The following is a 22,720-nucleotide window of genomic DNA, read 5'->3' as shown; positions in this document are numbered from 1 at the left end:
GGTGTGACCATCGGCGCAGTGGCCGCCGTGATCTTGGGGGGCAATTTTCTGACCTCACCGATTTTCCGCTTTATCGCCGCCGCAAACCTTCGGGAGTTGTTTACGGCCACGGCGTTAATGATGGTCATCGGCATTGCCCTGTTGATGTCGCTGGTCGGCTTGTCACCGGCCTTGGGTACCTTTCTGGCGGGTGTGGTTCTGGCCAATTCGGAATACCGTCATGAATTGGAATCCGACATCGACCCGTTCAAGGGGTTGCTGTTGGGACTGTTCTTTATGACTGTCGGGGCGGGGATCAATTTCACACTGCTGGCGGACAATCTGTTGCCAATCGTGGGATTGACGATTGGGTTGATCGCCCTGAAAGCGGCGGTTCTTTTCGTTCTTGCCTTGGTCTTCAAGATCGAAGGGGCGGATCGGTGGCTGTTTGCGCTGGGTTTGGCACAGGCGGGGGAATTCGGGTTTGTTCTGCTGTCTTTCACCGTGGCCAATGCGGTTATTCCTGCGGCGATTGCGGATCAGTTGCTGCTGATCGTGGCCTTGTCGATGTTGCTGACGCCACTTCTGTTTATTCTGTATGACCGGGTCATCGCGCCGCGATACATCACCGGCGACACGCGAGAGATGGACACGATCGAGGACACCAGTCACATCATCATCGCGGGCCACGGGCGGGTTGGCGGCATCGTCAGCCGCATGTTGACCGGCATGGGGGAAACCGCGACTGTCATCGACTATTCCGCGGCCCAGATCGACATGATCGGGACCTTTGGTTTTCGCGCCTATTACGGCGATGCGACCCGGCCCGATTTGTTGCATGCAGCGGGTATTGATAAGGCGAAAATCCTTGTCGTGGCAATTGACGGCAAGGACCAGATCACAGGGCTGGTCCGTTACGTGCGCCAGACCCATCCCGATGTGCATGTGATCGCTCGTGCCGTGGACCGGACCCATGTCTATGATCTGTGGCACGCGGGGTGCCGTGACATCATCCGCGAGACCTATGACAGCGCGTTGCGCATGGGCCGATCCGCGTTCGAGGCTTTGGGCACATCGCGCGATCAGGCCGAACAGATGCGCGATGTCTTTGTCGAGATGGACCAGAAATCCATGCTGTTCTCAGCCGAACATTACGACCCCGACCTTGCGTTCAGTGACAATCCGGGCTTCGTCAAGGCCGTGCTTGAGGCCCGCAAGACATGGGATGCGGAGCTTGAGACGCGGATGAAGACGATCCTGGCGCAGGGACGGGCCAGCTAGGCCCTGCCCTGATTACTGTGCTTCTGGAATGAGGATATCCCGCTTGCCCACGTGGTTGGCGGGGCTGACGACGCCCTCGTCCTCCATCTGTTCGACAAGACGCGCGGCCTTGTTGTAACCGATGGCCAGTTTGCGCTGGATGTAGCTGGTTGAACACTTGCGGTCCTTGGCAACGATGGCGACGGCGGTGTCATAGAGCGCGTCTTCGCCGTCGGTATTGCCGCCAAGACCCAGCACCGCGTCGATGCCATCAGCCTTTTCTTCTGCCGGGCCTTCGACGACGCCGCTGAAGTATTCGGGCGGACCGTATGCCTTGAGGTAGGTCACGATTTCCTCCACCTCCTCGTCGGAACAGAAGGGGCCGTGCACGCGGGTGATTTTGGACCCGCCCGCCATATAGAGCATGTCACCCATGCCCAGCAGTTGTTCGGCGCCCATTTCGCCCAGGATCGTGCGGCTGTCGATTTTCGACGTAACCTGGAAGGAAATCCGCGTGGGGAAGTTTGCCTTGATTGTACCGGTGATCACATCCACAGACGGACGCTGGGTGGCCATGATCAGGTGGATCCCCGACGCACGCGCCATTTGCGCCAGACGCTGGATGCAGGCCTCAATCTCTTTGCCGGCGACCATCATCAGGTCGGCCATCTCATCCACGATGACGACGATGTAGGGCATTTTTTCGGGCTGCAGCTCTTCGGTCTCGAACACCGGTTCACCGGTGTCGTCGTCAAAACCCGTCTGCACCGTGCGCGAGAACATCTCACCCTTGGCCAAGGCATCCGCCACGCGGCCATTGTAGCCGTCGATGTTGCGCACGCCCATTTTGGACATCTTGCGGTACCGTTCTTCCATCTCACCCACGACCCATTTCAGGGCGACAACCGCCTTTTTGGGGTCGGTCACGACAGGCGACAAAAGATGCGGGATGCCGTCATAGACGCTGAGTTCCAGCATCTTCGGGTCAATCATGATCAACCGGCATTCGTCCGGTGTCAGCTTATACAGCAACGACAGGATCATCGTGTTGATGGCCACGGATTTACCCGAACCGGTCGTCCCCGCGATCAGCAGGTGGGGCATTTTCGCAAGGTTCGCGATGATCGGTTCACCGCCGATATCCTTACCCAAGGCCAGCGGCAGTTTCATGTTGCTGTCGCCAAAATCGCGGGCCGACAGCATTTCGCGCAGCACCACCATTTCGCGGTTCTCATTTGGCAATTCGATGCCGATCACACTGCGGCCAGGCACGGTGGACACTCGCGCGCTGAGCGCGGACATGGACCGGGCGATGTCGTCAGACAGGCCGATCACGCGGCTGGCCTTCAAACCGGGGGCCGGTTCGAGTTCGTACATGGTGACAACGGGGCCGGGGCGGACGCTGACGATTTCGCCTTTGACGCCGTAGTCATCCAGCACGTTTTCCAACATGCGTGCGTTTTCTTCCAACGCCTCATCGGACAGCACATGGCGCGTCACCTCTTCAGGGGAGGCAAGCAGGCCGAGGGGCGGCATTTCGTAGGCCGGACGATTGTCTTCGAATTTCAGGGCAGGCTGGGCCTCGGCCTTGGCTTGGGTCGAAGGCTGGATCGCTTTGCGGGGCGGGTGTTGCACCACGGATTTGGGCGCTGCCACGGGAATGGGCGCGGGCTGCGGCACGGGCGCAGGCGTAAAGGCCGCAGCGGGGGTTTCAATAGGTGCTGCTGGCACGGCCACCTCGGCCACGTCGAAATCATCAACGACGTCCGCCATGGGGGCTTCCATCATAGGGGCTTCGGCCATCGGGGCCTCTGCCTGCGCCAAAGCCTCACGTTGTTGGGTGTTCAGGACCAAAGGACGTGGGCCGGAGGCCACGGGCGGTTCAACCCGCGCAGGCTGCATCCGGCTGGCGATGGCGGCTGTCACGGCAGGGTTCACACCGGGTTTGGTGGCGATCTGAACCTCGGGCACCTGACCGCTGCGCTGGCGCACGGCGTTGGCAATGCGCGCAGAAATCCGGTCCGTATCGGCGGCGGGCACATCGGCGGCGGCGGGCTGTTCGACCAGCTCAGGCTCAGGCATGGGGTCGGACCGCTTGAGGAGCGATTTGAACAATCCGGGCTTTTGCTCCGCCTCGGTGGACCGGGCGGGGGCCACGAGGGGGGCGGGATCGTACGCAGCCGGGGCCGCAGGCAGATCATCGACCGGGTCGAAATCTTCGTACCGTGTGGGCATCGCAGGATTGGCCCGCACAACAGCGGCCACACGGGCGGTTTCTTCGGCCAGAGACGGGGCGGGTACGGCACGGGCGGCGGCCAGTTCGGCCTCATACTCCGCCTTTTCCTGACGCGACAACTCACGGCGTTCCTGCACCTTGGCCCCCAGTGCCTGCGCACCGGCGTAAGACGCGGACGCCGTCATGCCCAGAACACGCAGCACCGCAGAATAGGCGACAATGACGCCAATCAGCAAAAAGCGCCCCAGACGCCGGATTTCAAACACGGTGAAGCCCAGCGCAAAGGCCATAAGCGCCAAGACGCCAAGGCCCATAACCAGCGACATCAGTTTGACGCTGAACGTTGTGCCAAAGGGCAAAATCGTCAGGATGATGGACAGGACCATATCGCCAAAATGGCCACCCAGCCCGAAACTTTCGTCCCAACCGGCACCGGGTGACAGGGTAGCGGCATAGATCGCGGTGCCCGCAACGGCGATAGGTGCGAACACCACACGGCCCAGCGCGCGGTCCTGACCATAGTGCAGCGTAAACCGCAGGCCCCACGCCATCAGCACGACAGGCACCATCCACGACGCATAGCCCACGATCATGAACAAAGCGGCCGCAAAGGACGCACCCGGACGGCCCAGCCAGTTTTGCACGGGCGCATCGGTGGCAGACATGAAATTCGGATCATCGGGCGCGTAGGACCACAGCATCATCGACACCATCAGGCCCGCCACAAACAGGCCAATGCCAATCAGTTCACGCCCGCGTTTTTCAATGGCGGCTTGCGTGGTGCTGTCCAACAGGGGGTCGCGCTGTCGCGATTGATAAGATGCCATGTGCCTGTTCCCTTACGTATACAACCGGTCGCGGATGATCGTCAGACCGCGCCGTGTTTGTTCTTTTGGGGCGACCAAAGCCACCCGAATATATCCCTGCCCCGGATCCACGCCGTCGATGGGACGACTAAGGTACGCGCCGGGCAAGACCCGCACGCCGTCCTCGCGCCACAGCTTGAGGGATGCGGCCTCCCCATCCTCGACGGGCAGCCAAAGGAAGAACCCCGCCTCGGGGGAGCTGTAGGAATTGACGCCCTCAAAAATCCGGTCCGCATCATCAAACTTTTCGGCATACAGACGGCGGTTTTCGACCACGTGATCTTCGTCGTTCCACACGGCAGCCGCGACGCGCTGCAACGGCATCGGCAAAGGTGCACCGGCATAGGACCGCAGCTGGCGCATTTCCTTGATGTTCTTCGGGCCGGACGCCACGAACCCCGACCGCAGACCGGCCAGGTTCGACCGTTTGGACAACGAATGGAACACGACCACGCGTTCGGGGTCACAACCGGTATCGACCACAGCCTCAAGCGCGCCGGTGGGCGGCGTGTCGCGGTAGATTTCGGAGTAACATTCGTCTGCAAAAATCTTGAAGTCGTGCTTTTCGGCCAGACGGATCAGGTCCGCCCAATAAGCTTTGTCCGCGACAGCCCCTTGCGGGTTGGCGGGCGAACAGATGTAGCAGATCGTGGTCCGGTCCAGCACATCGTCCGGCAGGGACGCATAGTCGGGCAGATGCCCCGTTTCGGCGGTGGCAGGCACCAGAACCGGATCGGCGTTCACCGACAGGGCCGCAATCGCATAGACCTGATAGAACGGATTAGGCAGCAGGACGACCGGCTTCTGGCCCTTCTTGGTCTCGGGCGCGAGGGCCATCGCAGCATTGTACAACCCTTCACGGGTGCCATTCAGCGCCATCACGCGATCGGGCGTCACATCAATGGAATAGCGCCGCGTGATCCAGCCACAAATTGCGGCCAGCAATTCGGGCGCACCTTCGTTGACGGGGTATTTGTTGAACTCACCCACGGATTTCGCCAGCACATCGGCCACAAAGTCGGGGAACGCGTGTTGAGGTTCCCCGATGGTCATGTTGATCGGATCGCCGCCCGGTTCATGGACGTCAAGCAAGGCGCGCAAGCGCGGCCACGCATAGGCCGGTAGGTTCGAAAACCGCTCGGGGTACATCATCACTGCCTCAAATCGCGACCTCATTGGCGGGTCGCTTTGCACCAAAGTAGCCTGAGGGTCGTGGCACTGTCCACAAAAAGGACACGATGACGGGGGCTTGTGTGACTTTTAGGCCAAAGCGGCCTCAACCGACGCTGCGATCCGCAGCAGCCTTTCGTCCGACCCCGGCGGCCCGTTGATCAACAGCCCAACGGATGGCAGTCCGGTCGGCAGGGCAATCGACGCGCCGCCCATCAGGTTGGCCACGCGCGTGTTGCGCAGTGTCAGCAAGTTCTGGTCTTTGTAATAGACATCATCGGTCATCAGACGGTCCGCGTCGGGCGGCATATTTGCCGCGCCGGGGCAGAGCACGGCATCGTAGCCTGCCATCCAGTCGTCATAAGCCTCGCGGATGTCGCGCAACTCATCCCAAGCGGTCAGGTATTCGTGGGCCAGAACATCGCGCCCGCCGCGCACCCGTTCAAGGATTTGCGGAAACATCTTGTCTGGCGCGTCCTCGACATACTCCGCCCAGTTGGCATAGGCGTCGGCGGTATAGAGCGGCAAAGACATTTCAAACGCGCGGGGGAGCATAGGGGCGTGGACCTCTTCGATCACGGCCCCCGCTGCGCTGAGTTTTTCCAGCGCCGCCGCATAGCCCGTCATCGACGCCTCAGCCACATCGTCCAGCACGACCGTTTGAAGCGCGGCAAATCGCATGCCCTTCAGGGTTCCCCCGGCCAGATCCATTGGCGGATTGCCTTCCAACGCCGCTAACATAAGCGCCGCATCTTCGACGCTGCGACACAGGGGGCCCACCGTATCAAATGCCGAACATAGCGGCACAACGCCATCAAGGGACAGCCGCCCGTGGGTCGTCTTAAGCCCCACCAGATCATTCCACACAGACGGAATCCGCACCGAGCCGCCGGTGTCAGACCCCACAGCCGCCGCCGCCAGCCCGAACGCGACCGACGCTGCAGCCCCGGACGAAGACCCCCCCGGCACCGCGTTTTCGTCGTTCACACAAGGCGGGGTGGCGGTGATCGGGTTCAAGCCCAGACCGCTGAATGCAATTTCGGACATATGGGTTTTGCCAAGACACACGAGGCCCATACCGGTGGCCACGCGCAAAACCTCCGCATCCGCCTCGGGTACGCGGCCTGCCATGAGGGCCGTCCCGGCCTCCGTGCCGATGCCAGCGGTGTCGAACAGGTCCTTCCAGGACACAGGCACCCCGTCGAGCGGTGACAAACGCTGACCGGCTTTGGCGCGCAGGCTGGCGGCGCGCGCCTCATCCCGCGCGCGGTCGGCGGTGACGCGGGCATAGATGCGGTCACGGTGGGGGTGGGCGTCGATGGCAGCCAGATAGACCTCACACAGGTCTACGGGATCAATATTGCCCGCCGCAATTCCGCGCCCCAAATCCGCCGCCGTCGCCCATAGCCAGTCCTGCATCGCATTCTCCCGTGATTGCGCAAACGGTAGCGACCAAGCCGCACAGGGACAATCCCGACCATGGACATTCAAACGCGGGGGCGCATATTGCGACCCATGACCACGCACACAAATATCGCCATCGTCGGCGGCGGGCTGAACGGATCGGCCCTGGCCCTCGGGTTGGCGCACATCGGGCTGTCGGTCACGATTATCGACGCCTTGCCTGCCCCCACCCGCAAGCTGGGCGATTTTGACGGGCGGTCCTATGCGCTGGCGCTGGCCTCCATGCGGTTGCTGCGGGGATTGGGGCTGTGGGATGCTGTAAAAGACACCGCGCAGCCGATGCTTGAAATCAAGGTCACTGACGGACGTGCAGGCGAAGGACCCTCGCCATGGATGCTGCATTTTGATCACGCGGAGATCGAGGAAGGCCCCATGGGCTATATGGTCGAGGACCGGCATCTGCGCCGGACCCTGCTGGACGCAATGGATGCGTCGGACAGGATCACACAGATCAATGCGGACCGTGTGGTCGAACAATCAATCGGCAGCTTGGTGCTGGCCTCCGGTGCGACCATAACGGCCGATCTGATCATCGGGGCCGACGGGCGCGCATCCGGCACCGCGACGCGCGCGGGCATCAAACGGACCGGTTGGGGCTATGGCCAGACGGCGATAGTCTGCGCTGTCGGGCATGAAAAACCCCATGGCGGCATCGCGCATCAGTTCTTTATGCCCGGTGGCCCGTTGGCGATCCTGCCGCTGACAGACAACCGTTGTTCCATCGTCTGGTCCGAGGATGCAACGCGTGCGGCTGAGGTGATGGCGATGGAGGATGACGCCTTTCTGGACGCGTTGCGCCCCGCCTTCGGTGATTTTCTGGGGGATCTTTCGCTGGCCGGTAAGCGGTTCAGCTATCCACTGGGTCTGACATTGGCGCATCGGTTTATCGCGGACCGGCTGGCACTGGTGGGGGATGCCGCCCACGGTGTGCATCCGATCGCGGGGCAAGGCCTGAACGCAGGGCTGCGCGATATCGCGGCCCTGATCGACGTATTACAAGATGCCAAAGCGCGCGGTGAGGATATCGGCAGCGCCGCTGTACTGGCGCGCTATGAACAATGGCGACGGTTCGACACCGCCACGCTCGCCGTCGCGACCGACACGTTTAATAGACTGTTTTCAAATGATAATCCGCTTCTGCGCGCGGTGCGGGATATGGGTATGGGGCTCGTGAACGCCGCCCCAAAACTGCGCCGCAGTTTCATCCGCGAGGCCGCCGGCCTGACCGGTGATCTGCCGCGCCTGATGCGCAGCTAGGACCCGCGGTCCCCGCGACCCCAAGCTGAGCGGTCCGGGTCCGCAGCCCCCTGCGGGATCGGCCCGCGCGTTCCGATTTTGCGCAACACCACCGACGTGACGACGCGGTCGTCCCAATAGGACGGGTCATTCTTGATCACATCAGGCAGCCTGTCTTTGCGCAAAACCCGTTGGCGGGTCGTCTTCAGTTCGACCGTGGCCTCATATCCAACGGGGTTGAGCCGTCCGCTCAAATAACCCTCGCGCAGTTGGCGTTCCCGATCTTCCAGTCTGCGTTTGTGGGCACGGATCATGGCGAGTTCATCGGCAGGATACAGGTTGGGCAACATCGTCGGTCCTCCTGACTGCGTTTTGCAGCATCGAGGTTTCCAACAGGTTAACCGGTCAATCCTTGTCGGTGGACCGCGCCTCATCAATCAACAGCACGGGGATACCACCACGGATCGGGTAGGCCAGATGGGCGGCTTTGCTGATCAGCTCATTGCGTTCGGCGTTGTAGCTGAGAACGCCGTGACACTGCGGACAAACCAGCGCCTCAAGCATCTTTGGGTCAAACGCCTTTTCAGCATCCGTCATTGCATGATCCGCCGTTCGTCATCGCCCCCGTGCAGGGCATATTCGATCAAGGTCACCAAAGTCTCGCGCCGGGTCGACAATGACGGCGCCTCAAGAAGGGCCTGCCGTTCCTCAGGTTCGAAGGGGCAGAGCATCGACAGCGAATTGATCAGCAATTCAGGCTCAGCCTCTTTGATGCCGTCCCAATCGGTGCTCAGGCCCCTGTCTTCGAAAAACCGTTCCAGAAGGTCCATCAACCCGTCACGGTCCAACCCTGGATCGGTTTCCTCTTCACCGAAATCGGCTTCAAATCCTGTCCAATCCACCTTTGCGCGGCGATAGGGGCTAAACCCCTCCACCTCCTCGCGCAAACGGAATCGCGACATACCCGAAAGCGTAATCATGTAACGCCCGTCCTCGGTTTCGGACATGGCCGTCACCCGCCCTGCGCACCCGATGGAATGCAGGCGATCCTCCCCGTTGGGCTGGATCATTCCGATGGCACGGTGTTCGGTTTTCATCACGTCATCCAGCATCGCAAGATAACGCGGTTCGAACAGATGCAACGGCAACCGCGCCCGCGGCAGCAGGAGGGCACCTGGCAGCGGAAATATCGGGATCACGTCGGGTAGGTTGGTTGGCTTTACCATATAAAGGGAACTAGGCCGCGCAGGGCATCAGGCAAATATCATTGACGACAGTTTGCGCCGTCCGTTCAAAACGACAGGATCAGTCGGCTTCAGCGCGTCGAAAATCATGAACAGCTGTGTTTTTGCGGCCCCGTCATTCCACTCACGGTCGCGGCGGAATAGATCAAGCAACTGGTCAACTGCAGCCTCGGTTTCCCCCGCACCCTGCAGCGCCACGGCATAGTCGAACCGCGCCTGATGATTGCCTTCGTCCGCATCCACGGCCGCACGCAGTTCGGCCACAGGACCTGCATCTTGCGCCTGTTTGGCCAGATCAAGGGCGGCGCGCGCGGCCTCAACCTCGGCCGCGTCGTGAATTTCAGCGGGCACGCCGTTCAAGACAGCCTCCGCCTGCTCAAGATCATCCAGCGCAAGATGGGACCGGATCAAACCACCGGCGGCGCCTGCATGATGACCGTCTTCTTCCAGAATGGCGGCAAAGGTTTCCGCCGCATCCGCAGCTTCGCCTTCAGCCAACATCGCCTCGGCGGCGTCCATCGCATCTGCCAGACCATTGTCCGGCTCACCGGCCAGATCGGCGATCTTGGTCACAAACGCCTCAACCTCACTGGGGGGCAACGCGCCTTGAAACCCGTCCACTGGCTGGCCGTTGAAGAACGCATAAACCGTCGGGATCGACTGCACCCGCAGCTGGCCTGCCACCGCTTGGTTCTGGTCCACGTCGACCTTCACCATTCTGACGCGTCCGCCCAATTTCCTGACCGCCTCTTCCAACGCGGGGCCCAGCGTTTTGCACGGGCCACACCACGGCGCCCAGAAATCGACGATCACCGGCACCTCTTTGGATGCTTCAACAACATCTTCCATAAAGGTCGCGTCACCACCGTCCTTGATCAGGTCGGTCGCAGGTGCATCAGTTCCACCAAGCTCAATCATCGCTCAACTCCGTCTGGGGTATCTGTGTTTGCGCACTATATGGCCCCCGCAACGCCAAAGGCCAAGGCCCCTGACACCCGCGCCTTAAGGCAAAGGTCCTAAAGCCGGATTAAAGTCCCTACAGATCAAAGGTCGCGAAAACCGGCGCGTGGTCGCTGGGCTGCTCCCATCCGCGCACATCCCGCAGCACGCGGCTGGAATGGGCCGCGTTCGAGATATCGGGCGTGGCCCAGACATGATCCAACCGGCGGCCTTTGTCAGCGGCGTCCCAATCGGGGCTGCGATAGGACCACCAACTGTAAAGCCGCCCCTGCGGGATGTCCTGCCGCGTCACATCCACCCATTTGCCTGCGTCCTGAGTGTCCGCCAGGTGCGCCACCTCAATCGGGGTGTGGCTGACGACCTTGAGCAGTTTTTTGTGATCCCAGACGTCATCTTCGCGCGGGGCAATGTTCAGATCGCCCACAAGGATCGCCTTTTGAGGCGCGTTGGTGCGGAAATAATCCCGCATCTCGGTGAGGTAGTCGAGCTTCTGGCCAAACTTGTCATTCACGGCGCGATCCGGCTTGTCGCCCCCCGCAGGCACGTAGAAATTATGCACGGTCACGCCGTTCTCAAGCCGCCCCGCAATGTGGCGCGCATGACCAAGCGCGGCGAAATCCTCCGCCCCTGCTTCCTCCATCGGGATCTTCGACAGGATCGCGACCCCGTTGTAACCCTTTTGGCCCCGCGCCACCATGTGGGCATAGCCCAGCGCCTGAAACTGCTCCAACGGGATTTTGTCGACCGGGCTTTTGCACTCTTGCAGGCACAAGACATCGGGCGCCTCGTCCGACATCAACCGCGCCACAAGGCCTTCGCGCAGACGGACCGAATTGATGTTCCAGGTGGCAAGGGTAAAGGACATGAGGGAAGGCTCCTGCGTGTTAGGTGGGTGCTGCGTCCAACCACCGGCCGACACGTGCCAGCCCTTCTTTCAGTACATCGCGCTGACATGCAAACCCGATTCTGACGTAGCCTTCGCGGCCCAGCGCCGATCCGGGCGTGAACATGACACCGGTGTCCCGCAACAGCGCAACGCACAGATCATAGGACACCATTGGCACATCCAGCTTCACGAAGGCCGTCGTGCCAGCCTTCGGTTCCACGAATGACGCCTTGGGCTGAGCCGCCACCCAATCGCGCAACACGCTCAAATTGCCCCGTGTGATCTCACGTGATCTTTCCAACACAGCGTCCTTCGCGCCCAACGCCATGGCCGCAAAATAATCATCCACCATGCCGACACTGATGGTGGTGTAATCGCGGTGGACCTCGCAGTCATCCAACAGCGCCTCCGGCCCCACGATCCAGCCCAACCGCAGGCCCGCAAGCGAATAGGCCTTGGACGTTGATCCGGTGGAAATCCCCTTGTCGTAAACCTCGACAATCGACGGGACCGGATCGCCCTGTTCGGTGCCGCGATAGACTTCATCACACAGCACCCACGCGCCCACAGAGCGCGCAATCTGCGCCACACGTTCCAATCCGGCGCGGTCGATCAATGCACCGGTCGGGTTGTTGGGGTTGGTCAAGGCAATCACCGTGGTCGCAGGCGTGACCGCTGCAGCCACGGCGTCCCAATCGGGCAGCCAGCCGTCGGCCTCCTGCAAGGCCACCTCCGTCACCTCGGCACCCAGCGATCGGGGGATCGCCGTATGCTGCTGATAGGTCGGGGTGATCGCAACCACATGGTCCCCCACCCCCACAAGCGTCTGATAGACCATATGGTTGGCCCCGATGGTGCCATGGGTGATCAACACGTTTTCGGGCCGCTGCCCGTGGAACAATCCGGCGACCAACCCGCGCAAACGTGTCGACCCCCTGATCTCTCCATAGGTCATTTTCATCTGCGCCAGATCGGCGGGCATCTGTTGCGTCGTCCCCGCCATTTGCATCAGTTCGGCCAAGGTCAACGACGCCACACAGGTTTCCGCCAAATTCAACTCACACTTGGTTTCCCAAGCGTTCATCCATTGCTCAACCCCGAACGGTTCAATCTTCATCGCCGGCTCCCCTTGCTGCAACCGGACCTTACCGCGCGCGGCCTGTCTTTGTCTCAAAAATATCCTGGGGGGAGGCCGCAGGCCGGGGGGCAAAGCCCCCCTCCCCGCCCGCCGCAGGCGCAAACCCGCACACAAAAAAAACCCCGACCAAATGGCCGGGGCAAGTCCAACAGGGAGGTGGTGATATAACCCCATCACCAAGGGTAACTTTGTGAAAAACTCAGGCCACCAAACGGTAACCTCCGCTTTCCGTCACCAACAAACGCGCGTTGGAGGGATCTGGTTCAATTTTTTGTCGCAGACGGTAGATATGTGTCTCCAACGTGTGGGTGGTGACACCCGCGTTGTAGCCCCAGACTTCGTGCAACAGCACGTCGCGGGCCACCACGCCTTCCGTCGCGCGGTAGAGGAATTTCAGGATGTTCGTCTCTTTTTCCGTAAGACGAATTTTCTTTTCATCCTCGGTGACAAGCATCTTTTGCGCAGGCTGGAATGTATATGGCCCCAAGGTGAATACTGCGTCCTCGGATTGCTCATGTGTCCGCAATTGGGCACGAATTCGCGCCAGCAGCACAGGGAATTTGAACGGCTTGGTCACGTAATCATTGGCCCCGGCATCAAGACCCAAAATGGTATCGCTGTCGCCATCATGGCCCGTCAACATCACAATCGGGCATTTCACCCCCTGCTTGCGCATCAGGCGGCACAGCTCGCGTCCGTCGGTGTCCGGCAGACCCACGTCAAGGATCACCAGGTCATACAGACCTTCCTTGGCCTTGGTCATCGCCTCGGCACCGTTTCCGGCCTCGAAGACGTCAAAATCCTCGGTCATCAACAGTTGTTCACCCAGCGCCTCGCGCAGGTCCTCGTCATCATCGACAAGCAGAATTTTCTTGAGTTGTGCCATTTCAGCGATCTCCTTCTTGCCATTAGACATGGCGGGGCGCATCACCACTGGCAAGATTTGGGACATGCCCCTCACGTCGACGTGTCGCCTGACGGGCAAATGTTTCAATTTCTCACGAAAACGGCTACCAAGACGCGGTTAACACAGGTCAATTATGTCACTCGCCCCCGACACAACCGAACGCCTCGCCCGCGCCCGCGCAGATTTGCGCATGGGCGTGCCGGTGGTGATTTGTGACGGAGATGCGGCGGGGCTCGTGCTGGCGGTAGAGACATTGACGGCGGATCGGCTTGGCGACGTCCGCGCCTTACATCCCGTCCTTGCCTTGACGGATCATCGCGCAGCGACCCTGAAAATTGCCGCCTACGACGGTGATCTGGCCCGTATTGCCCTGCCCGTGGACGCCGATCTGGCTTGGGTGCGCGCTATGGCGGACCCCGCCGAAGACATGGCGCACCCGATGAAAGGCCCTTTCAAAACCCATCGCGACGGACCGGCCACCGTGCACAGGGCGGGGGTCGCGCTGGCGAAAGCCGCGCGGATCCTGCCTGCCTGCCTCGTGGCCCCTTTGGAAGATGGCGCAGGCTTTGCGGCAGCGCATGATTTGACACGACTGGACGCAAGCGCGGTGCTCAGCACCGATCTGTCTCCCCTGTCGCCGGTGATCCATGCGCGCCTGCCGCTGGCGGTGTCGGAGGCAGGCCGTTTGCACATCTTCCGCCCCGATGACGGGGCCGAAGAACATTATGCCGTGGAAATCGGCACGCCGGACCGCGCCCGGCCCGTGCTGGCGCGGCTTCATTCTGCCTGTTTTACGGGCGACCTTCTGGGCAGCCTGAAATGCGATTGCGGCCCGCAGTTGCGCGGGGCCATGGGGCAGATGGGGGCTGAGGGGGCTGGCGTCCTCCTCTACCTTAACCAGGAAGGGCGCGGCATCGGTCTGGCCAACAAAATGCGCGCCTATGCCCTGCAGGATCAGGGATTCGACACGGTCGAGGCGAACCACCGTCTGGGTTTTGACGACGACGAACGGGATTTCCGCATCGGGGCCGACATTCTGCGCAAACTGGGGTTTGCCCAAGTTCGCCTTTTGACGAACAACCCCGCCAAGGTCGCCAAGCTGGAAAGCTGCGGGTTGACGGTGACGGAACGTGTGCCCCTGACGGTCGGGGAAAATCCGCACAACGCGGACTATCTGGCGACGAAGGCCGCCAAGTCGGGCCACATCCTTTAGCGGGCAAATCGCAACAGAATGGCGCCCGTGATCGTGGCAAAGGTCGCTGCGATCTTCATCAGGTCCAGCCGTTCCTTCATGAAGACCACCCCGATGAAGAGCGCGAACACAATCGACGTCTCCCTCAAGGCTGTCACCAGCGCGATGGGCGCCTGCATGAACCCCCAGACGACAAGCGCATAGGCGCAATAGGACGCAAGCCCGCCCCAAATCAGCACGAACCGTCCCTCAGACCACAGCCGCCCGATGACGCCGGGATGGCGCAACCGCAGAAACACAGCAAAGACCAGCGCATTGCCGATGGCCGACCAGCCGTAAAACCCGACAGCCGTTCCCGCGACCCGTGCGCCCAGCCCGTCAATCAGTGAATACCCCGCAATAAAGCAGCCGGTCACAGCGGCCAGCATCGCAGCCTTGGGGTTGCGCGTGCCTGCCTGCCCCCGCACCAGACCCAGCGACAGCAACCCCGTGGCGATCAAGGCAATCGCCGCGACTTCCATCCAGCCCAAGGTCACACCGAGGATCGTCACCGACACCGCCGCGACAATCATCGGCGCGATCCCCCGCGCCACCGGATACACCTGTGTCAAATCCCCGATACGGTAGGCGTTCAGCAAAAACACCTGATAGCCAAAGTGCATCACCAGACTGCCCATCAGATACGGCCAACAGGCCAAATCCGGCATCGGCACAAACAACAGCCCCAGCACGGCGAAGGGCACATGCCCCAGAATCACCCCCGCCATGCTGAGGTGTTTGTCCGCGGCCCCCTTGGCAAGCGCGTTCCAACTGGCGTGCAGCACAGCGGCCAACAGGGTGGTGACGATAACGATGGTTGGCATGGGCGCTCCTCTCGCCGGTCAGCCTAGGGTGCAGGGGTCATGGCCACAATGCCTTGCAACACTGCTTGCCTTTTGATCATCTGCCTGCATGAAAGCCACCGATCTTGTTGTCACCCCTACAGCCCTGCGGTTTATGGGGCGCAGTTTTCCCCGGTCTGTCGGAAAAGGCGGCATCAGCAACCGCAAACGCGAAGGCGACGGGGCCACGCCGCGCGGTACGCACCGTTTGGTGGGGATGCTCTACCGGCCCGACAGGATGGCGCAACCTGCCGACTGGGCGCTGCCCATTCACACCGGGGACCTGTGGTCTGACGATCCGACCCACGAAGACTACAACATGATGGTGCGTGCGCCCTACCCGTACAGCCACGAACGGCTGCGTCGCGCCGACCCGCTATATGATCTGGTGATTCTGACAGACTGGAACTGGCCCTATGCCGTCAAGGGACGCGGATCCGCCATTTTCATTCACCGCTGGCGCAAACCGGGACATCCCACCGAAGGCTGCATCGGGCTGCATCCCCGCGATCTGGCATGGATCGCACCGCGCATCCGTCACGAGACGCGGTTGGTCGTGCTTTAGCCGTCAGCAGCCGTCCGTTCGCCAAAGATGGCTGATCCCACCCGCACATGGGTCGCGCCCAGTGCAATCGCGCGTTCAAAATCGCCGGACATGCCCATGGACAGCCCTGTCAGTCCATTGCGTGCGGCAATCTTGGCCAGAAGGGCAAAGTGCAACGACGGCTCTTCTTCGACGGGCGGGATGCACATCAGGCCCCTGACCGGCAGGTCCAACGCCTGCGCCTCTGCCACAAAGGCATCTGCATCTGCAGGCAGAACGCCTGCCTTTTGCGGCTCCTCCCCAGTGTTGACCTGAATGAAAAGGTCCGGGCAGGTCCCGACCTCCTGCGCGAGACGCGCCAGTGTCTTGGCCAGTTTGGGTCTGTCCAGCGTGTGGATGGACTGCGCCAGTTCCATCGCCTGCCGCGCCTTGTTTGTCTGCAACGGTCCGATCAGATGCAGGTCAACGCCGTCATAATCCTCACGGAAGGCGGGCCACTTACCTGCGGCCTCCTGAACGCGATTCTCCCCAAAAGACCGATGGCCCTGTTCAAGAACCGCCTGCACCCGTGTGTCAGGCTGCACCTTGGACACCGCGATCAAGGTTACGCTGCCCGCCGGACGTCCGGCCTTGGCCTCAGCCGCTGCGATCCTTGCGGTGATATCATCCAGTGACATGGCAACCTCCTGAAATGGCGATGTGTTTTTTGTTTCACCCTGACATAGGCCGTTACCCCCGCCCTGTCATCCGATCCAGGCCCGAAAACATTGTGTGGCAGGACTGCATCATTTTGACCGCAGGTCGAAATTCAGGGGGCAATTTTCTTGAGTGTCCCGCCATTTGGCCGCAAAGACAGTGCCAATGCTAGGGAAACTGGCATTCTCGAGAATGCAAACACGAGGAATTTAACATGAAACGCATCCTTCTTTCTTCTGCTGCGATCGTCGCTTTTGCTGGCGCCGCTGCTGCTGAAGGCCACACAGGCGTAACCTTCTCCGGTTCCGCTGACCTGGGCTTCAACGACACTGACATCGACAGCGACGGCGACGACTCCGTAGCGGGCTTCTACTCCGATCTGGAAGTCACAATCGGTTTCGCAGCTGAGCTGGACAACGGCCTGACAGCTGCTGCTTCCATCGACTTCGAAGACCTGGCCTCCGGCACAGCCGACGGCGCAGACTACGAACTGTCCCTGACCTCCGAAAACGCTGGTCTGTACTACGGCGACACCAACTTCGCTGCTCAGAACGTCTGGGTTGCTGCTGGTCCAATGGCCAACGACGACTTCTCCGAAGCTGACGGCGAAGAAGCCCTGCGCGGCGAAGTCACCTTCGGTGGCGTCGAAGCACAGGTTTCCTACGTTCTGGCTGACGCCGACGGCAACCGTGGTACAGACGATCTGGACCAGCTGTCTGTTGGTGTGTCCGGCGACTTCGGCAACTTCAACGTTGTCATGGCCTATCAGGAAGCTGCTAGCGATGACTTCAACGCTGCAAACGGCGACTTCAACAATGATGAAGTCTTCGGTATCTCCGTTGGCACATCCTTCGGCGGCGCAGACGTTCGTCTTGCATACGCTGAATCCGAAGGCGACGACTCCATCGGTGTTTCCGTATCCTACCCCTTCGGTCCTGTGACTGTTGACGCTGGCTACGCAACCAACTCCGACCAGGACGACGACTGGGATCTGGCTGTTTCCTACGAAGATGGCCCAATCGCTGTGACCGTTTCCACAGACGAAGAGTCTGACTGGGGTATCGAAGGTTCCTACGACGTGGGTTCCGGCCTGACAGTTTACGCTGGTGTTGTTGACGCTGGTGAAGACTACTACGTTGGTGGTGAGTATGACCTCGGTTCCGGCGCATCCCTGCAGGTTTCCTTCGCTGAAGACGGCGACGGCGACGAAGCAGACGGCGACGACGACATCGGTGCCAACGACTACCAGGTCGGCACAACTGTTGAGCTGTCCTTCGAGTTCTAATCGAACCTGAAGAGCATCTAATAGAGGGCGGTTCCTGCTGGAGCCGCCCTTTTTCTTTGCCTGCATGGCCGGGGTGGTCCTTCACACTTGTGACACACTGCCCCCTTCGCTACACATTTGTCTGAGACAAGACGCGAAAGGCCGCCACGTGACCGCACTTAATTCTCTTCGTCGCATGACCTTCGGGTTGGGTCTGCTTGCTGCTCTCGCCGCCTGCGGTGGCAATGGCAGTCTGGGCAGCAACCCGCTGGGGTCGATTGGCAGCCTGGGCTTCGGTGGGAACCGGTCCGCAGATGCCACGACGCAGGCCATCCGCACCCGCGGCGCCGAAAGCGTGGCCGTCAACCGCTACCTCTGGGCGGCATCCCTCGATGTTCTCAGCTTTTTGCCCGTCGAATCCGTGGACCCGTTCACCGGTGTCATCGTCATGGGCTACGGCACGCCCCCAGGCGGCAGCCGCGCCTATCGCGCCACGGTGGCAATTTCCGATCCGGCACTGGACGCACGGTCCCTCAACGTGGCTTTGCTGACCCGCAACGGCCCCGCCGCCGCCGAAACCACCCGCGCCATCGAAGACGCGATCCTAAGCCGCGCGCGCCAGTTGCGCATCGCGGATGGTGCGCTGTAAACAGACGCCGACCCAACCAGTTTTCCACGCCGGGTCCTGCACCCGGCGTTTGCTTTTGAAAGACCCCACATGCCCTACACCCCGTCAGAGATCGAAGCCAAGTGGCAAGCCGCCTGGGACAAGGCCGAAACCTTCAAGGCCGTGCGCGATACGTCCAAGCCGAAGTATTACGTACTTGAGATGTTCCCCTACCCCTCGGGCCGCATTCACATCGGCCACGTGCGCAACTACACCATGGGCGATGTCATCGCGCGCTATAAGCTGTCGACAGGCCACAACGTGCTGCATCCCATGGGATTTGACGCCTTCGGCATGCCCGCCGAAAACGCGGCCATGGCATCGGGCGGACACCCCAAGGACTGGACGTACAACAACATTGACACGATGGTCGAGCAGATGAAGCCGCTGGGCCTTGGCATTGACTGGTCGCGCATGTTCGCGACCTGTGACCCTGAATATTACGGCCAACAGCAGGCGCTGTTCATCGACATGCTGGATGCGGGCCTGATTGATCGCAAGAACGCCACCGTGAACTGGGACCCTGTCGACATGACCGTGCTGGCCAACGAACAGGTCATCGACGGCAAGGGCTGGCGGTCCGGTGCTGAGGTCGAACGCAAGGACCTGACCCAGTGGTTCTTCAAAATCTCCGACATGGCCGATGATTTGCTGGAGGCTTTGGACGGGCTGGACGACTGGCCCGCCAAGGTGCGCCTGATGCAGGAAAACTGGATCGGCAAATCCCGCGGTCTGCAATTTGCGTTCTCCATGGTCGAAAACGCCGGCGCGCATGACCGTGTTGAGGTTTATACCACCCGTCCGGATACGCTGATGGGGGCGTCCTTTGTGGGCATCTCCCCCGATCATCCGCTGGCGAAAGAGCTTGAGGCCGACAACCCCGACATCGCCGCCTTCTGCGCCGAATGCCGCAAGGGTGGCACAACGGCTGAGGCGTTGGAAAAAGCCGAAAAGCTGGGCTTTGACACCGGTCTGCGCGTGCGGCACCCGTTTGATACCTCATGGGAACTGCCCGTCTATATCGCCAATTTCATCATGATGGATTATGGCACAGGCGCGATCTTCGGCTGCCCCGCCCATGATCAACGCGACCTGGATTTTGCACGTAAGTACGATCTGCCGGTCAAATCTGTCTATGTGCCCGCCATGGGCGAGGACACCTTCATTACGCCCGAAGACGGTGGCCCGGCCTACGTTCCTTCAAAGGAGGCCGTTGTCCATTACGTCGCGGGCTTCGCCGGGGCAGAGGCCCAGTCGGGCGCGGACGCCATCAACGCTGCCGTCGATTTCTGTGAGGCCAATGGCGTGGGTCAAGGTGTGACCAAATTCCGTCTGCGGGATTGGGGTTTGAGCCGCCAGCGGTATTGGGGCGCGCCCATTCCTGTGGTGCATTGTGACGACTGTGGTGTGGTGCCTGAAAAGAAAGAAAACCTGCCTGTTGAGCTGCCATACGATGTCAGCTTTGACATTCCCGGCAACCCGCTGGACCGTCACCCCACTTGGCGTGATGTGCCCTGCCCCGCTTGTGGCAAACCCGCCCAACGGGAAACGGACACGATGGACACTTTCGTAGACAGCAGCTGGTACTTCGCCCGTTTCACGGCGCCCCATGCATCAACACCCACAGATATGGCCGACGCCGAATACTGGATGAACGTCGATCAATACATCGGCGGCATTGAACACGCGATCCTGCACTTGCTGTATTCACGGTTCTTTGCCCGTGCGATGCACAAAACCGGCCACCTGCCGGCCTCCGCCATTGAACCGTTCGATGCCCTGTTCACCCAAGGCATGGTGACCCACGCGATCTACAAGACCGACGGCAAGGATGGCCGCCCGGTCTATCATTACCCCGAAGAGGTTGATCTGCGCGATGGATCGGGCTTTTTGAAAGACGGCACCGAAGTCACCATCGTGCCCTCCGCCAAAATGTCCAAGTCCAAGAACAACGTTGTGGACCCTGTGGCGATCATCGAACAATACGGCGCGGACACCGCGCGGTGGTTTGTGCTGTCCGACAGCCCCCCCGAACGGGACGTGGAATGGACAGCCTCGGGTGCTGAGGCAGCGTTCAAACACCTCAGCCGTGTGCACCGCATCGCCACGGATATCGCCGCCAGTGACGACGCCGAAAATGACGCGGATGAGGCCCTGTTGCGCGACATGCACAAGGCCATTCAGGACGTGACCAGTGGCGTGGAATCCTTTGGTTTCAACGCGTCGATCGCGAAACTCTATGGCTTTACAGCCGCCATTCAGAAATCCAGGGCTGGCACGCAGGCCAAGACCATGGCCATCAAAACGCTTGCCCAGCTGATGGCCCCCATGACACCGCATTTGGCCGAAGACATCTGGGCCATGTTTGGCGGCGAGGGCCTGATTGCCAATGCGCCATGGCCTGTCGCGGATGAGGCGATGTTGGTCGAAGATACCGTGACCTTACCTATCCAGATCAACGGCAAACGTCGGTCGGAAATCGCCGTTCCAAAGGACATGCCCAAGGATGAGGTTGAAAAACTGGCTTTGGCAGACGACGCTGTCGTCAAGGCCTTGGAGGGTGGCACGCCCAAAAAGGTCATCGTTGTCCCGGGCCGGATCGTGAATGTTGTCGTTTAACCGTCGCCAAATCCTCGCGTTGTTCGCAACAGCCCCAGTGGCCGGTTGCGGGTTTACGCCGGTCTATGGCCCCACAGCCACCGGCCGGTCCCTGCGGGGGCGCATTGCGTATCGCGCGCCGAACACGCCCGAAGGGTTCCGCCTGCGCACGCGGCTGGAGGATCGTCTTGGCCGTGTTGAACGGGGAGACTATTTGCTGGTGGTCGAACTGGACATCGAAGAGGTGCCGGTGGTCATCAGCTCCTCCCAAGATATCAACCGGTTCAACCTGCCGGGTAAAGCCACTTGGACGTTGACCGAAGACGGCAGCGACACGCCGCTGGCCACGGGCACGGCAGAAACCTTCACCGCGTACAGCGCCTTTGGCACCACCGTCGCGTCGCAAGAGGCGCAGGACGATGCCCGCGACAGGCTGGCGATTGCACTGGCCGATCTGATCGTCACCGACCTGATTGTCGAGGCCACGGGCGGCGCATGAAACTTTCCGCCCGCGACGCCACAGCCTATTTTCGCAAACCTGATCCGAACGGTGCGGGTATTCTGATTTACGGCGGTGACGCCATGCGGGTGGCCCTGAAGCGACAAGAGGTGATCAAGGCCCTTGTCGGTCCCAATGGCGAAGAAGAAATGCGCCTGACCCGGATGACCGGCGCGGAATTGCGCAAGGACCCCGCGATGTTGGGGGATGCGATCAAGGCGCAAGGCTTCTTCCCCGGTCCCCGCGTGGCCTTTGTGGAAGAAGCAGGCGACAGCGTGGCCAAGGCGATCACGCCCGCCTTGGCAGACTGGGCGGAAGGCGACGCGCAGATTGTGGTGACGGCAGGGCAGCTCAACGCGCGGTCGTCATTGCGCAAGCTGTTTGAAGCCCACCCCCGCGCCTATGCGGCTGGCGTCTATGATGACCCACCCAGCCGCGATGAAATCGAAGGCCATCTGCGCGATGCCGGTGTCGCCAATGTGAGCCGGGACGCCATGGACCTGATCAGCGCATATGCCCGCGAAATGGCACCGGGCGATCTGCGCCAGACGATTGAGAAGCTGGGTCTTTATAAGTTGGGCGATGACACGGAAGCGACGGTCGAAGACGTCGAAGCCTGCGCGCCTCAGTCCAATGAGGCCGGTCTGGACGATCTTCTAAATGTCGTGGCCGATCTGAACGCCTCGGACATCGGCCCGATTCTGTCGCGTCTTTATGCGCAAGGCACCCAACCCGTGGCGCTGTGCATCGCGGCAATGCGCCACTTTCGGCAACTGCACACGGCGGCGTCTGATCCTGGTGGCGCAGCGGCGGGCATTGGCCGCCTGAAGCCGCCTATTTTTGGGCCCCGCCGTGACCGTATGGTCCGGCAAGCAAGTAACTGGGGACGCCCTAATCTGGAAGAAGCCCTTGGCGCCATCACCGAGACGGATCTGACCCTGCGGTCTGCAAACACGGCGCCGGATCGGGCACTGGTCGAACGTATGTTCATCCGCCTCGCAATGCTGGGTCGCAGACGCGGATAGCCCGACAC

The 22,720-nt window shown here is 61.1% G+C and carries 21 protein-coding genes; 9 read left to right on the top strand and 12 right to left on the bottom strand.

Annotated elements, in window-relative coordinates; all coding sequences use genetic code 11:
* The coding region (locus tag QZ653_RS08770) for a cation:proton antiporter (RefSeq protein ID WP_296419589.1) at positions 1–1,260 on the top strand (1,260 nt) is incomplete at its 5' end.
* Between the two features lie 12 nt (positions 1,261–1,272).
* On the opposite strand, the gene QZ653_RS08765 is transcribed toward QZ653_RS08770, so the two are convergent.
* The 3 genes from QZ653_RS08765 to QZ653_RS08755 all read right to left on the bottom strand — a co-directional run bounded on the left by QZ653_RS08765 (position 1,273) and on the right by QZ653_RS08755 (position 6,930).
* The gene (locus tag QZ653_RS08765) at positions 1,273–4,302 is read right to left on the bottom strand and encodes a DNA translocase FtsK (protein ID WP_296419588.1); all 3,030 of its coding nucleotides are present in this window, start codon (positions 4,300–4,302) and stop codon (positions 1,273–1,275) included.
* Between the two features lie 12 nt (positions 4,303–4,314).
* Positions 4,315–5,490 carry an aminotransferase class I/II-fold pyridoxal phosphate-dependent enzyme gene (locus tag QZ653_RS08760; RefSeq protein WP_296419596.1) on the bottom strand — a complete coding sequence of 392 codons (1,176 nt, stop codon included), beginning with the start codon at positions 5,488–5,490 and terminating at the stop codon, positions 4,315–4,317.
* Between the two features lie 111 nt (positions 5,491–5,601).
* A complete protein-coding gene (locus QZ653_RS08755; RefSeq protein ID WP_296419587.1) occupies positions 5,602–6,930 on the bottom strand; it encodes an amidase in 1,329 nt (442 codons plus the stop codon).
* Positions 6,931–7,026: 96 nt separating this feature from the next.
* On the opposite strand from QZ653_RS08755, the gene QZ653_RS08750 reads away from it, so the two are divergent.
* Positions 7,027–8,232, top strand: a complete 1,206-nt coding sequence (locus QZ653_RS08750; protein ID WP_296419585.1) for a UbiH/UbiF/VisC/COQ6 family ubiquinone biosynthesis hydroxylase — start codon at positions 7,027–7,029, stop codon at positions 8,230–8,232.
* On the opposite strand, the gene QZ653_RS08745 is transcribed toward QZ653_RS08750, so the two are convergent.
* The 7 genes from QZ653_RS08745 to QZ653_RS08715 all read right to left on the bottom strand — a co-directional run bounded on the left by QZ653_RS08745 (position 8,229) and on the right by QZ653_RS08715 (position 13,325).
* Complete coding sequence (locus tag QZ653_RS08745) at positions 8,229–8,561, bottom strand: hypothetical protein (RefSeq protein ID WP_296419582.1); 333 nt, start codon at positions 8,559–8,561, stop codon at positions 8,229–8,231. The two genes, QZ653_RS08750 and QZ653_RS08745, sit on opposite strands and share 4 nt — an antisense overlap.
* 55 nt (positions 8,562–8,616) lie before the next feature.
* Positions 8,617–8,808 carry a Trm112 family protein gene (locus QZ653_RS08740; protein WP_296419580.1) on the bottom strand — a complete coding sequence of 64 codons (192 nt, stop codon included), beginning with the start codon at positions 8,806–8,808 and terminating at the stop codon, positions 8,617–8,619.
* A complete protein-coding gene (locus QZ653_RS08735; RefSeq protein ID WP_296419578.1) occupies positions 8,805–9,437 on the bottom strand; it encodes an LON peptidase substrate-binding domain-containing protein in 633 nt (210 codons plus the stop codon). Before QZ653_RS08735 ends, QZ653_RS08740 begins: the two co-directional genes overlap by 4 nt.
* A gap of 27 nt (positions 9,438–9,464) precedes the next feature.
* A complete protein-coding gene (gene trxA / locus QZ653_RS08730; RefSeq protein ID WP_296419576.1) occupies positions 9,465–10,373 on the bottom strand; it encodes a thioredoxin in 909 nt (302 codons plus the stop codon).
* Between the two features lie 118 nt (positions 10,374–10,491).
* On the bottom strand, positions 10,492–11,280 hold the full coding sequence (locus tag QZ653_RS08725) for an exodeoxyribonuclease III (RefSeq protein ID WP_296419575.1): 789 nt from the start codon (positions 11,278–11,280) through the stop codon (positions 10,492–10,494).
* A gap of 19 nt (positions 11,281–11,299) precedes the next feature.
* Positions 11,300–12,418, bottom strand: a complete 1,119-nt coding sequence (locus tag QZ653_RS08720; RefSeq protein WP_296419573.1) for an aminotransferase — start codon at positions 12,416–12,418, stop codon at positions 11,300–11,302.
* Positions 12,419–12,638: 220 nt separating this feature from the next.
* Positions 12,639–13,325 (bottom strand): response regulator transcription factor, encoded by a 687-nt coding sequence (locus QZ653_RS08715; RefSeq protein WP_235225594.1) that lies wholly within the window; start codon positions 13,323–13,325, stop codon positions 12,639–12,641.
* Positions 13,326–13,479: 154 nt separating this feature from the next.
* Here QZ653_RS08715 and ribA point away from each other — a divergent pair, with 154 nt between their 5' ends.
* Complete coding sequence (ribA, locus tag QZ653_RS08710) at positions 13,480–14,559, top strand: GTP cyclohydrolase II (RefSeq protein WP_296419572.1); 1,080 nt, start codon at positions 13,480–13,482, stop codon at positions 14,557–14,559.
* On the opposite strand, the gene QZ653_RS08705 is transcribed toward ribA, so the two are convergent.
* A complete protein-coding gene (locus QZ653_RS08705; protein ID WP_296419569.1) occupies positions 14,556–15,401 on the bottom strand; it encodes a DMT family transporter in 846 nt (281 codons plus the stop codon). The two genes, ribA and QZ653_RS08705, sit on opposite strands and share 4 nt — an antisense overlap.
* Before the next feature lie 88 nt (positions 15,402–15,489).
* On the opposite strand from QZ653_RS08705, the gene QZ653_RS08700 reads away from it, so the two are divergent.
* Positions 15,490–15,984: a L,D-transpeptidase family protein gene (locus tag QZ653_RS08700; protein ID WP_296419566.1), complete on the top strand. Its 495-nt coding sequence runs from the start codon at positions 15,490–15,492 to the stop codon at positions 15,982–15,984.
* On the opposite strand, the gene QZ653_RS08695 is transcribed toward QZ653_RS08700, so the two are convergent.
* Positions 15,981–16,640: a YggS family pyridoxal phosphate-dependent enzyme gene (locus QZ653_RS08695; protein ID WP_296419564.1), complete on the bottom strand. Its 660-nt coding sequence runs from the start codon at positions 16,638–16,640 to the stop codon at positions 15,981–15,983. The genes QZ653_RS08700 and QZ653_RS08695 overlap by 4 nt on opposite strands.
* A gap of 233 nt (positions 16,641–16,873) precedes the next feature.
* Between QZ653_RS08695 and QZ653_RS08690 the strand changes: the two genes are divergently transcribed.
* The 5 genes from QZ653_RS08690 to holA all read left to right on the top strand — a co-directional run bounded on the left by QZ653_RS08690 (position 16,874) and on the right by holA (position 22,712).
* On the top strand, positions 16,874–17,944 hold the full coding sequence (locus QZ653_RS08690; protein ID WP_296419563.1) for a porin: 1,071 nt from the start codon (positions 16,874–16,876) through the stop codon (positions 17,942–17,944).
* A gap of 175 nt (positions 17,945–18,119) precedes the next feature.
* The gene (locus tag QZ653_RS08685; RefSeq protein ID WP_296419592.1) at positions 18,120–18,572 is read left to right on the top strand and encodes a DUF3576 domain-containing protein; all 453 of its coding nucleotides are present in this window, start codon (positions 18,120–18,122) and stop codon (positions 18,570–18,572) included.
* Positions 18,573–18,641: 69 nt separating this feature from the next.
* Positions 18,642–21,209 carry a leucine--tRNA ligase gene (gene leuS, locus QZ653_RS08680; RefSeq protein WP_296419561.1) on the top strand — a complete coding sequence of 856 codons (2,568 nt, stop codon included), beginning with the start codon at positions 18,642–18,644 and terminating at the stop codon, positions 21,207–21,209.
* Positions 21,196–21,687: an LPS assembly lipoprotein LptE gene (gene lptE / locus QZ653_RS08675; RefSeq protein ID WP_296419559.1), complete on the top strand. Its 492-nt coding sequence runs from the start codon at positions 21,196–21,198 to the stop codon at positions 21,685–21,687. The genes leuS and lptE overlap by 14 nt, the downstream gene beginning before the upstream one ends.
* Positions 21,684–22,712, top strand: coding sequence for a DNA polymerase III subunit delta (holA, locus tag QZ653_RS08670; RefSeq protein WP_296419557.1), 1,029 nt, complete (start codon positions 21,684–21,686; stop codon positions 22,710–22,712). Before lptE ends, holA begins: the two co-directional genes overlap by 4 nt.
* Positions 22,713–22,720 lie beyond the last annotated feature (8 nt).

The sequence above is a fragment of the Pseudooctadecabacter sp. genome, from assembly GCF_020627745.1.
GTDB lineage: Bacteria > Pseudomonadota > Alphaproteobacteria > Rhodobacterales > Rhodobacteraceae > Octadecabacter.
This window is presented reverse-complemented; position numbering and strand designations above follow the sequence as displayed.